Annotated in this window: 12 protein-coding genes; 5 read left to right on the top strand and 7 right to left on the bottom strand. The window is 50.7% G+C overall.

Annotated features, from left to right (window positions below):
• Position 1: 1 nt before the first annotated feature.
• The 4 genes from hybO to yghX all read right to left on the bottom strand — a co-directional run bounded on the left by hybO (position 2) and on the right by yghX (position 4,425).
• Positions 2-1,120, bottom strand: a complete 1,119-nt coding sequence (gene hybO, locus HV037_RS03985) for a hydrogenase 2 small subunit (RefSeq protein WP_016154493.1) — start codon at positions 1,118-1,120, stop codon at positions 2-4.
• 189 nt (positions 1,121-1,309) lie between these two features.
• On the bottom strand, positions 1,310-1,597 hold the full coding sequence (locus tag HV037_RS03980; RefSeq protein ID WP_016154494.1) for a DUF2623 family protein: 288 nt from the start codon (positions 1,595-1,597) through the stop codon (positions 1,310-1,312).
• 85 nt (positions 1,598-1,682) lie between these two features.
• A complete protein-coding gene (locus HV037_RS03975; RefSeq protein ID WP_103284235.1) occupies positions 1,683-3,323 on the bottom strand; it encodes a methyl-accepting chemotaxis protein in 1,641 nt (546 codons plus the stop codon).
• A 214-nt stretch (positions 3,324-3,537) separates the two neighbouring features.
• Positions 3,538-4,425: a YghX family hydrolase gene (gene yghX / locus HV037_RS03970; protein ID WP_049268743.1), complete on the bottom strand. Its 888-nt coding sequence runs from the start codon at positions 4,423-4,425 to the stop codon at positions 3,538-3,540.
• A 155-nt stretch (positions 4,426-4,580) separates the two neighbouring features.
• Between yghX and HV037_RS03965 the strand changes: the two genes are divergently transcribed.
• Entirely contained in the window at positions 4,581-5,621 is a 1,041-nt protein-coding gene (locus tag HV037_RS03965) for an aldo/keto reductase (protein ID WP_053388758.1), read from the top strand.
• Positions 5,622-5,689: 68 nt separating this feature from the next.
• Here HV037_RS03965 and HV037_RS03960 read toward each other — a convergent pair whose 3' ends face one another.
• The gene (locus tag HV037_RS03960) at positions 5,690-6,193 is read right to left on the bottom strand and encodes an RNA helicase (RefSeq protein ID WP_103284236.1); all 504 of its coding nucleotides are present in this window, start codon (positions 6,191-6,193) and stop codon (positions 5,690-5,692) included.
• A gap of 104 nt (positions 6,194-6,297) precedes the next feature.
• Between HV037_RS03960 and HV037_RS03955 the strand changes: the two genes are divergently transcribed.
• On the top strand, positions 6,298-6,702 hold the full coding sequence (locus HV037_RS03955; protein ID WP_103284237.1) for a hypothetical protein: 405 nt from the start codon (positions 6,298-6,300) through the stop codon (positions 6,700-6,702).
• Between the two features lies 1 nt (position 6,703).
• Complete coding sequence (locus HV037_RS03950; RefSeq protein ID WP_103284238.1) at positions 6,704-7,111, top strand: cytoplasmic protein; 408 nt, start codon at positions 6,704-6,706, stop codon at positions 7,109-7,111.
• Positions 7,112-7,182: 71 nt separating this feature from the next.
• Here the strand turns inward: HV037_RS03950 and exbD are convergent, their stop codons facing one another.
• Together exbD and exbB are read right to left on the bottom strand one after the other, a co-directional pair.
• Positions 7,183-7,608, bottom strand: coding sequence for a TonB system transport protein ExbD (gene exbD / locus HV037_RS03945; protein ID WP_016154501.1), 426 nt, complete (start codon positions 7,606-7,608; stop codon positions 7,183-7,185).
• Between the two features lie 6 nt (positions 7,609-7,614).
• Positions 7,615-8,349, bottom strand: coding sequence for a tol-pal system-associated acyl-CoA thioesterase (gene exbB / locus HV037_RS03940; RefSeq protein ID WP_016154502.1), 735 nt, complete (start codon positions 8,347-8,349; stop codon positions 7,615-7,617).
• A gap of 250 nt (positions 8,350-8,599) precedes the next feature.
• Here exbB and metC point away from each other — a divergent pair, with 250 nt between their 5' ends.
• Both metC and yghB read left to right on the top strand, forming a co-directional pair.
• Positions 8,600-9,787, top strand: a complete 1,188-nt coding sequence (gene metC / locus HV037_RS03935) for a cystathionine beta-lyase (RefSeq protein WP_016157474.1) — start codon at positions 8,600-8,602, stop codon at positions 9,785-9,787.
• Between the two features lie 131 nt (positions 9,788-9,918).
• Positions 9,919-10,578 carry a DedA family general envelope maintenance protein YghB gene (gene yghB / locus HV037_RS03930; protein WP_016154504.1) on the top strand — a complete coding sequence of 220 codons (660 nt, stop codon included), beginning with the start codon at positions 9,919-9,921 and terminating at the stop codon, positions 10,576-10,578.
• The last annotated feature ends 18 nt before the right edge of the window (positions 10,579-10,596 follow it).

Here is a 10,596-nt window from a genome sequence, read left to right as displayed (position 1 = left end):
GTTATTCTCCCCGTGAGTCAGCGTTATCTTTCTTCTGCTGACGCCCCAGTTCACGAACCGCCATCACGCTGACACCGGCAACCAGTCCTACTACGCCACCAAGCAGCCCAATCGCCCCGGCAGAAATATTGCCGCCTTCTTTCATATTGACGTCAGGTTTCTCGGAACGCGGTGTTTGGTTTTCCACATGAGCAAGCTGGTGAATACCTTTATGGAAACCGACACCTTCTTCGTTACAGCCGTAGCAAGGGTGACCGATAGCCACCGGCCACACGCCGCCAACATCGCAGAATTGCAGCGTTGAGCAGTTGCCGTAGGTTTCTGGTCCTTTACAGCCCAGATGGTAGAGGCACCATCCTTCACGGTGACCTTCATCGCCAAACTCTTTAGCAAAACGACCTGCATCGAAGTGCGGGCGACGTTCGCAGTGTTCGTGAATCAAACGACCATAGGCAAATGTAGGACGGTTTTTGGTATCCAGCTTCGGCGGCTTACCGTAAGTGATGATATGCGCGACCGTTGCAAGGAAGTTGTGCGGGTTCGGAGGACAGCCGGGGATGTTGATGATGGTTTTGCCTGGCAGAACTTCCTGCAAGCCGACGGCACCCGTTGGGTTAACGCCAGCAGCAGCAACACCACCCCACGCGGCACAAGAGCCGATGGCAATGATAGCGGCAGCGCCTTCTGCGGCCCGGCGGATGTGATCTACGATCGGCTCACCGGCAACCATGCAGTAAATACCATTGTCTTTCAGTGGGATAGAACCATCTACAACCAAAACATATTGCCCTTTGTACTTCTCCAGAGCGTTATGTTTATTCTCTTCGACCTGGTGGCCGAAGGCGGCAGAGAGTACCTCATGGTATTCCAGAGAGATTGTCTCCAGAACGAGGTTTTCCACTGTAGGGTGTGTCGCGCGAAGTAGCGATTCAGTACAACCCGTACACTCCTGCGCACCAATCCAGATAACCGGTGGACGCTGAGGACGAGAAACTGATTCGGCCATTTCTGCGGCGGCTTTGCTACTGAGCCCCATGGTAGCGGCCAGTGCTGCACAAAGCTTCATGAAATCACGGCGATTGATGCCGTTCGAATTGATGAGAGAGTTATCTCCAGTCATTTTATAGTTATTCCGTTGCGAAGACCTGGCTTTTATTTTGCACCTTTCGCATGTTGCATATTGCGATCGGCGCGCCATTTACCACACTTTTTATATGGTTATGTGCATTATAATACTTCGGCGGAGCAACAAAACGAATGCGTAGGTCAATAGTGTAATTAATTAAAGCAAGATAATACCCCTTTCGGATCAAGCTTCGAGACGATAGCCAGCCATGAAAAAACGAATTGTTGTACTGGACTGGTTCTCTTTAAAGAAATCCATAACCATCTCTTTATCCAGCCCATAGCGACGCGTGAGGATCCCCGCTTCCCACGCGCTGAGCTGTCGATCGCCCGTTTTTTCAAACATTCGATGAGAAAACCCCAGCACAAAACCGCGTTTATAATCAGCACAAAAATTGGCCGCCGTGCGTGCGCTATCCGCACTTGACGCGTTTAATCCGGCCATCAAGCCTTTTCCAAAATGGTTGTCCATGCATAATCTCCAATCGCTATATAATAAATTATATAGCGATTTTTTAAGCAAAGACCAGAGGTATCACGTACTTTTTTATGCCCGCTTAAAAGGACACCCATTCATCCTTTTTAGCGGCCGCAGACGTTTTGCTGTCTACTGAAGGGGAAGCGGTACTGGCGGCGGCGTACTGCACATCGTTTGCTGAAAGACGGAACTGTTGTACCGAGCGTTGCAGCTCTTCCGTTTGCCGTTCAAGCGCCACAGCTGCGGCGGAAACTTGCTCTACCAGCGCGGCGTTCTGTTGCGTTACGCTGTCCATCTGCGTGATCGCCACGCTCACCTGCGAAATGCCCTTATTCTGTTCTTCTGAGGCAGAAGCAATTTGCTTCATGATAACGGTCACTTCGGTGGCTCCGCGCAGAATCGCCTCCATGGTTAATCCCGTCTCTTTAACCAGTCGAGCGCCCTGATCGACGCGACGCGACGATTCGCCAATCAGCGTCTCAATCTCTTTCGCCGCCCCGGCGCTACGGCTGGCAAGGTTACGCACCTCACCGGCAACAACGGCAAAACCACGCCCCTGCTCACCTGCTCTGGCAGCTTCAACTGCCGCGTTCAGCGCCAGAATATTGGTCTGGAAGGCAATGCTATTAATAACCGACGTAATTTCCGCGATCTGTTTAGAGCTGGCGGCAATGCCGTCCATCGTCTCAACCACTTCTGAAACCAGGCTGCTCCCTTTACCTGCCGTCTCTGTCGCCGTATCGGCAAGCTGGCTGGCTTCACGCGCGTTTTCGGCGTTCAGTTTTACCGTTGCGGTCAGTTGCTCCATGCTGGCAGCGGTCTCTTCCAGCGCCGCAGCCTGCTCCTCAGTACGCGATGAGAGATCGTTATTGCCGGTGGAAATTTCCGTAGCCCCTCGCCAGATGTTGTCACTACCTGAGCGAATTGTACTGACGGCTTCGCGCAGGCTGTCCTGCATCGCGCACAATAACGGCACCAGTTGGCCCACGCAGTTACGGCCAAAATCTTCGATTGGATGGCTGAGATCGCCCTGAGCAATCTGCTGGAACTGCTGGCGGATACGTCCCAGGGGTTTCACCATCATGGCGACGAGGTAACGATCTGTGAAGAACAGGAGAGCAATACCGAGGATCACGGCGGTAATAATTAGCGTCCGGATGATAGACGTTTTGCCATCGACCATGACACGCGTGGTATCAAGCCGCTCACCTGCCGTGGCGTTAAAACGTTCGGCACTGGCGCCAAATTCACGGCTTAGCGCTGGCGTAACGGTGCTGGCATGCTCCGCAAAGGCCGTAAGCGTGCCCTGCTGCGCCAGTTGCATTTGCGGAATCACCCCGTTATCCAGCAGCGCCTGCCACTTCGTCAGTACCGCCGCGGCAACGTCCGGATCCATAGGCCCCGGAGACAACGTTTTCATCTCCTGGAGTTTTTTGCTCATATTCTCCAGGGACTGCTGCGCTGGTGCAAAATCAGGCGTTCCGCCGCTCATTTTGACATCCATGGCGCGACTTAAGCGCGTTACGAAGCGAAAATACTGATCGTTCCCCTGACTGAGGACCGTCATCTGATGGACAAGATGACGGTCAATATCATTGCCTTCAGATATTTTTGATAAAGAATGAAGACTGAATAAACCCACGCCCGACCAGAGCAGGCAAAAAAGTCCCAGTATTGCCAACATGACAATACGAATAGTGAAGTTTTTCAGCAAACGCATAATAATTTCCTTGCCGTTGATGAGGAATTCGCCATCAGGCGATACTTATCCTTGTTATCGGCAGGCAACAGAGAAGATATAATGCATTCTTTATTTTTTTACTTTCTTAAGTGCATCCAATATTATTTACACTATATCAACATGAATGCTAATGAAATTAGCTAGCATTATTATTCAGATAATTAACCTGAAGCATTAAATAATCCCTTGTTTTCTATCGTAAATATTTGTTAAACCATGCAAGAGTACGCTCCCAGGCCAAATCAGCGGCAGCATTATCATAACGCGGTGTGGAGTCATTATGAAAACCATGATTAACGCCGGGATAGATATATGCCTCATAGACTTTCTTATTGGCTTTGAGCGCCGCTTCATAGGCGGGCCATCCCTCATTAATTCGGGTATCTAATTGCGCATAGTGCAGTAATAAAGGCGCTTTTATTTTAGGGACATCTGATGCAGGAACCTGACGCCCATAAAAAGGCACTGCGCAGGCCAGTTCAGGAAAAGCAACGGCTGCGGCATTCGATACGCCGCCACCGTAGCAAAATCCGGTGATACCCACCTTTCCCGTCGCGCCTGAATAACGCTGCATAAATTCAATGGCGGCAAAAAAGTCGTTCATCAGCTTTACCGGGTCAACCTGCTGCTGCAACTCCCGACCTTTATCATCATTGCCAGGATAGCCCCCTACTGAACTTAAGCCATCAGGCGCGAGCGCAATATAGCCCGCCTTTGCCACCCGCCGTGCCACATCCTCAATATACGGATTCAGCCCACGATTCTCATGCACCACCACTACCGCCGGAACTTTCCCCGTCGCTTTCGCAGGTTTGACCAGATACCCACGCACATCACCATGCCCTTCAGGTGAAGGGTAAGTCATGTATTCCGCCAGGATATCAGGATCGGTGAACTCCACCTGCGTTGCGAGGGCATAATTGGGTTTCAACACATTGAATAATGCCAGCGCCGTCATACCACCGACTGCATATTTCGCAGCAAGATTGAGAAACTCGCGTTTCGTTATTTTGCCATGAGCGTAATAGTCATAGTAGTCGAGCAATTCTTGCGGAAAGTCTTTGGCAGTTAGACGCGACATGGCAGCACTCCGGATCGATGTTTTTTTAAGCAAAGCACAGTGGTCTGTTTTTGCCCAGTTTTTCATTCCAGTGTGACCTGGTGAACGGGATATTCATCATGAACCCGCTAGAATAGAAACGTTGTTTCGAAATTCACCTGCACTAAGGAGATCTCATGGACTGGTTTGCCAATCCTGAACGTTACGAGCAGATGCTCTATCGCTACTGCGGGCGCAGCGGTTTACGTTTACCCGCACTATCGCTGGGTTTGTGGCACAGTTTTGGGCACGTTCAGGCGCTGGATTCACAGCGCGCTCTGCTGCGTAAAGCATTTGATTTAGGCATCACGCATTTTGATTTAGCCAATAACTACGGGCCGCCTCCGGGCAGCGCAGAAGAGAATTTTGGCCGATTACTGCGCGAGGATTTTGCACACTATCGTGATGAACTGATCATCTCCACCAAAGCAGGCTATGACATGTGGCCAGGCCCATACGGTTCTGGCGGTTCGCGCAAATACCTGCTCGCCAGCCTCGACCAGAGCCTGAAACGCATGGGCCTCGACTATGTCGATATCTTCTACTCGCACCGCGTTGACGAAAATACGCCAATGGAAGAGACCGCCTCAGCGCTGGCCCATGCGGTGCAAAGCGGTAAAGCGCTGTATGTCGGCATCTCATCCTATTCCCCGGAGCGTACGCAGAAAATGGCCGAGCTGATGCGGGAATGGAAAATTCCGCTGCTGATCCACCAGCCTTCTTACAACCTGCTTAACCGTTGGGTAGACAGCAGCGGTCTGCTGGATACGCTGGAATCCAACGGCATGGGCTGCATCGCATTTACGCCGCTGGCCCAGGGGCTGCTGACGGGGAAATACCTCAACGGCATTCCGGAAGGTTCACGCATGCAGCGTGAAGGGAAAAAAGTTCGTGGGCTGACGGAAAATATGCTGACGGAAGAAAACCTTAACAGCCTGCGTTTGCTCAATGAAATGGCGCAACAGCGCGGACAGTCGATGGCGCAAATGGCCTTAAGCTGGCTGCTGAAAGACAATCGGGTAACGTCGGTATTAATTGGCGCCAGCCGACCGGAGCAACTGGAGGAGAACGTTCAGTCATTGGCTAACCTGACGTTCAGCGCCGAAGAACTGGCGCAGATCGATAAGCATGTCGCGGATGGTAAGCTGAACCTGTGGCAGGCCTCATCTGACAAATAGCCGTTTGTAACCCTGTGCCGGGAAGCGGCGTTAGCCTCCCCGGCACGTAACAGGGCCAGCCAATCCCTTCACACCTCTTCCGCTTTGATCTCTGGACGTTGAAATTCCGGCCACACCAGCGCGACAAGCGCAGGATAAGCCTCCAGACTGAACTCCCTGAAGCACTGGCGTAAGTTAAGCACATCCAGATCGGCATGCGGGACTTTCTCACCGCTCAGACAGCGCTTTTTTATATTGTCGTAATATTTATACACCGCAGAGTTGAGATCGCTACAACGCCGCTGTGCATCAAATAGCCCTGGCGTCTCATTTAGCTCCACCATTGTCATCCGCTTGATCGTTGAGTGGATAAAATCGATATATTCGTGATTAACGCGCCAATACCATACTGGGGTAATCGAATTCATCAGTACCGAAAAATGATCTTCCCCCTCTTCTTTACTCAGCATTTCCGGCTGGTTTTTAGAGTGCCCATTTTCTGCATATCGGTTTTTATTTGCACTGCGCATCAACAAAAGTACCCCGCAGGTAAGCAATAGCAGGGTAATAACAGAATAAAATATACTGTTCATATACTGGCTCCATTTTTTTTGATTTTAAAATTACGCCATGCTATTGTCAACGCAGCCTGGTTTATTTAGAACAACATATCATTGGCATCAAAGGATATTTCAACATGCTTCCCGAGCATCTTGTTCCCTCGCGTTTTCACTTATCCAGCTCATCTACTAATACCAGTCCCACAGATAATAGTGAAAATTTGACTCAGGGAAAGAGAACATTAAGCGATTACGACCCCGAAATTTTGATTAGCTCTACAGCTAACGGCCAGGCGCGCAATATGTTATTTGAAGAGTGCGATCGCCATTTAAAAGAGCGCCTGTTTCGTGCCGCAAAAATTGAGTCCTTCACTCGCCTGCTCAATTCACTACAAGCGGAAGGCGACATTAACGCTCAAGAATTAAGTAAAATTTTATCGACAAAAACAGCCAGCGTAAATGAACAGGGCAATAAAATTTGGCTTAATTTAATTACGCGTGAGACCAGCGATCCTATTTTTTATTCTCTGGAAGAGAAATAAAATGAAAGATGTTGAGGATAATAATGTTTATTTGGCTTTAGATGACCATAAAAGCGATGAGTTTGTCTTAAAGCAAAATTTAGCCGTATTGATTGCCAATAAAAATGCGACGTTGGAAAGCGTTGCCCAGGAGATGGTCTCTATTCCCGCCGCGCTGGTGCGGATGAAATGGCAAAATCGTCGCGAAATTTATGCGCTACAGGCTAAAGAAGAGATCTATGGCGCCGCGATTGAAGCCATTATGGAGCAGCAACCAGAACTACGGGACAAAATCATGGCCCGGCTGGAGAGCACATACCAGCATATACTCAAGCGAGAAACAGCCACCTTACGCCTGACGCGTAAACTGTCTGAAGGGAACTACGAACCCACCAGGATAACGGCAGTCGCACTGGAAGAGGACAGATAAGGGCGTCTGGGGAGAGCTGAATCAGGAGAGGAAGGCCGGGTAAGGCAACAACCATTACCCGGCAATCAGGATTACTTCGCTTTCACGGTCTCTTCACCGACCAGACCAATCTTCAGGAAACCCGCCTGATGCAGCGTATCCATAACTTTCATCATGGTTTCATAATCGACGGTTTTATCCGCACGGAAGAAAATCGTGGTGTCTTTCTTCCCATCGGTCAGCGTATTTAATTCGCTAATCATGGTGTCATCCGTCACCTGATTGTTGCCAATAAACATACTCTTATCGGCTTTAACAGACAGGTAAACCGGTTTTTCCGGACGCGGCTGCGGCGTGCTGGTGGAAGCCGGGAGATTCACCTTCACATCCACCGTTGCCAACGGTGCGGCCACCATAAAGATGATCAATAAAACCAACATAACATCGATAAACGGTGTCACGTTGATTTCATGCATTTCACCGTTATCGTCCAGGTTTTCATTAAAGCTCATTGCCATGGAACATTATCCTACACGTAATTTCTGCGCTGCACGTACCGGATGGGCAGAAGCGCTAGCGTTCAGGTCCAGATCGCGACTTTGCAGCAACAGCACCTGTGCCGCGACATCGCCCAGCATCGCTTTATAGCTGCCAATCTGACGTGCGAAAATGTTGTAGATAACGACCGCAGGAATTGCCGCGACCAGACCGATCGCCGTCGCTAACAGTGCTTCTGCGATACCCGGCGCAACAACGGCCAGGTTGGTCGTTTGGGTTTGTGCAATCCCGATGAAGCTATTCATGATGCCCCATACGGTACCGAACAGACCCACAAATGGAGAGATAGCCCCGATGGTGGCCAGGTAGCCGTTACCACGTCCCATATGACGACCTACCGCCGCCACACGACGCTCCAGACGGAAGCCGGTACGCTCTTTAATACCTTCGTTGTCGTCGCTGCCTTCTGACAATTCCAGTTCGTTCTGCGCTTCGTAAATCAACTGTGCGCCCAGGCTTTTGCCATCAAATCCTGCAGCAATCTCATTTGCCTGGTCTAAAGAGCGGGCGTCCGCCAGCAATTGCTGTTCACGCTTAAGGCGGCGTTTCTGAGTAAAGAACTCAAGGCTCTTACTAAAGAAGATAGCCCAGGTGACCACTGATGCCAAAATCAGCCCAATCATCACGCACTTAACCACGATATCGGCGTGCTGATACATACCCCAGACGGAAAGATCCGTCTGCATCAAATTATTACCCACTCTGTATCTCCAGGACGCAAATCACAAAATCTGAGCGTAATGATATCAAAACGACGTCGAATTGATAGTCGTTCTCATTACTATTTACATATTGCCGCACCTTTGGTTTCTTTTCCTTGCGCTTACGCAGTAAAAAAGTCACCAGAAGCATTTTGAGATTATTTTCTACTGTATGACCGTTCTGCAGGATGCGTCATCTTTGATTCATGGTAGTTTAGACATCCAGACGTATAAAAACAGGTAAGACGACATGGCAGATAAGCAACTTGAAACCAAACTCGTTCACGCAGGACGCAGTAAAAAGTACACGCTGGGCGCGGTAAATAGCGTGATCCAGCGCGCTTCTTCGCTAGTGTTTGACACCGTAGAGGCCAAAAAGCAGGCTACGCACAACCGTGCTAACGGTGCGCTTTTCTATGGACGTCGCGGAACCCTGACGCATTTTTCCCTGCAGGAGGCAATGTGTGAACTGGAAGGCGGCGCGGGTTGCGCGTTGTTCCCCTGCGGCGCGGCGGCCGTTGCCAACACCATCCTCGCCTTTGTGGAACAAGGGGATCATGTGCTGATGACCAACACCGCCTATGAACCCAGCCAGGATTTCTGCACCAAAATTCTCGGCAAACTCGGCGTGTCCACCGGATGGTTCGATCCGCTGGTTGGTGCCGATATTGTGAAGCACATACAGCCGAACACTAAAGTCGTATTTCTGGAATCTCCCGGCTCTGTCACCATGGAAGTACATGATGTCCCTGCTATTGTTGCCGCCGTCAGAAGCGTCGCGCCGGATGCGATCATCATAATTGATAACACCTGGGCTGCCGGGGTGCTGTTCAAAGCGCTGGATTTTGGCATCGACATTTCTATTCAGGCTGGTACCAAATATCTGATTGGCCATTCCGACGCCATGGTCGGCACTGCGGTAGCTAATGCCCGTTGCTGGGATCAACTGCGCGAAAATGCCTATCTGATGGGGCAAATGCTGGACGCCGATACCGCCTATATGACCAGCCGCGGACTGCGTACGCTAAGCGTTCGCCTGCGCCAACATCATGAAAGCAGCTTAAAGGTCGCCGAGTGGCTGGCCAGCCATCCGCAGGTCGCCCGCGTGAACCACCCCGCGCTGCCCGGCAGTAAAGGCCACGAATTCTGGAAGCGTGATTTCACCGGCAGCAGCGGACTGTTCTCATTTGTATTGAATAAGAAACTAAATCATGAAGAGCTGGCCGCGTATCTGGACCACTTCAGCCTGTTCAGCATGGCCTACTCCTGGGGCGGTTTTGAGTCGCTGATTCTCGCTAATCAGCCGGAACACATTGCGGCAATCCGTCCGCAAGGCGAGGTGGACTTCAGTGGAACGCTCATCCGTTTGCATATCGGTTTAGAGAATGTTGACGATCTGATTGCCGATTTGGCCGCAGGATTTGCCCGAATCGAGTAAAATTGCCATAGATGGACATATATGCAGACACTTCTGGTGGAAAAGTCTGCAATTGTTGCGTCCGGGATCAAGGCATCCCGGACAATTCAGGAGTACAATCCACACATAAACGCTGTTCCACAGGAAAGTCCATGGTAGTCATTCAAGATATTGTCTCCGCGCTTTGGCAACACGATTTTGCCGCGTTGGCGGATCCGCACGTTGTGAGCGTGGTGTACTTCGTAATGTTCGCCACACTGTTTTTAGAAAATGGCCTGCTGCCTGCCTCCTTTTTACCCGGAGACAGCCTGTTATTGCTGGCAGGGGCGCTGATCGCTCAGGACGTGATGAGTTTTATACCTACCATAGCTATTCTGACTGCCGCAGCCAGTCTGGGCTGCTGGCTGAGCTACATTCAGGGACGCTGGCTGGGCAACACGCGGACGGTAAAAGGCTGGCTGGCGCAATTACCTGATAAATATCATCAGCGCGCTACCTGCATGTTTGACCAACACGGGCTGATGGCACTGCTGGCTGGGCGTTTCCTGGCATTCGTTCGTACCTTGCTGCCAACAATGGCGGGAATTTCGGGCCTGCCAAACCGTCGGTTCCAGTTTTTTAACTGGCTGAGCGGTCTGCTGTGGGTCACCGTCGTCACCGGCTTTGGCTATGCGCTGAGCATGATCCCGTTCGTCAAACGCCATGAAGATCAGGTGATGACCTTTTTAATGATCCTGCCGATTGCCCTGTTAACCGCGGGTCTGTTGGGTACCCTGTTTGTCGTGATTAAAAAAAAATACTGTAGCGCCTGAGTATTAACCGTAGGCCGG

Origin of the sequence: Citrobacter sp. RHBSTW-00017 (genome assembly GCF_013797615.1) — a bacterium.
Lineage (GTDB): Bacteria > Pseudomonadota > Gammaproteobacteria > Enterobacterales > Enterobacteriaceae > Citrobacter > Citrobacter braakii.
Note: the sequence above shows the minus strand (reverse complement) of the source record. Positions and strands in the feature narration are given on the sequence as shown.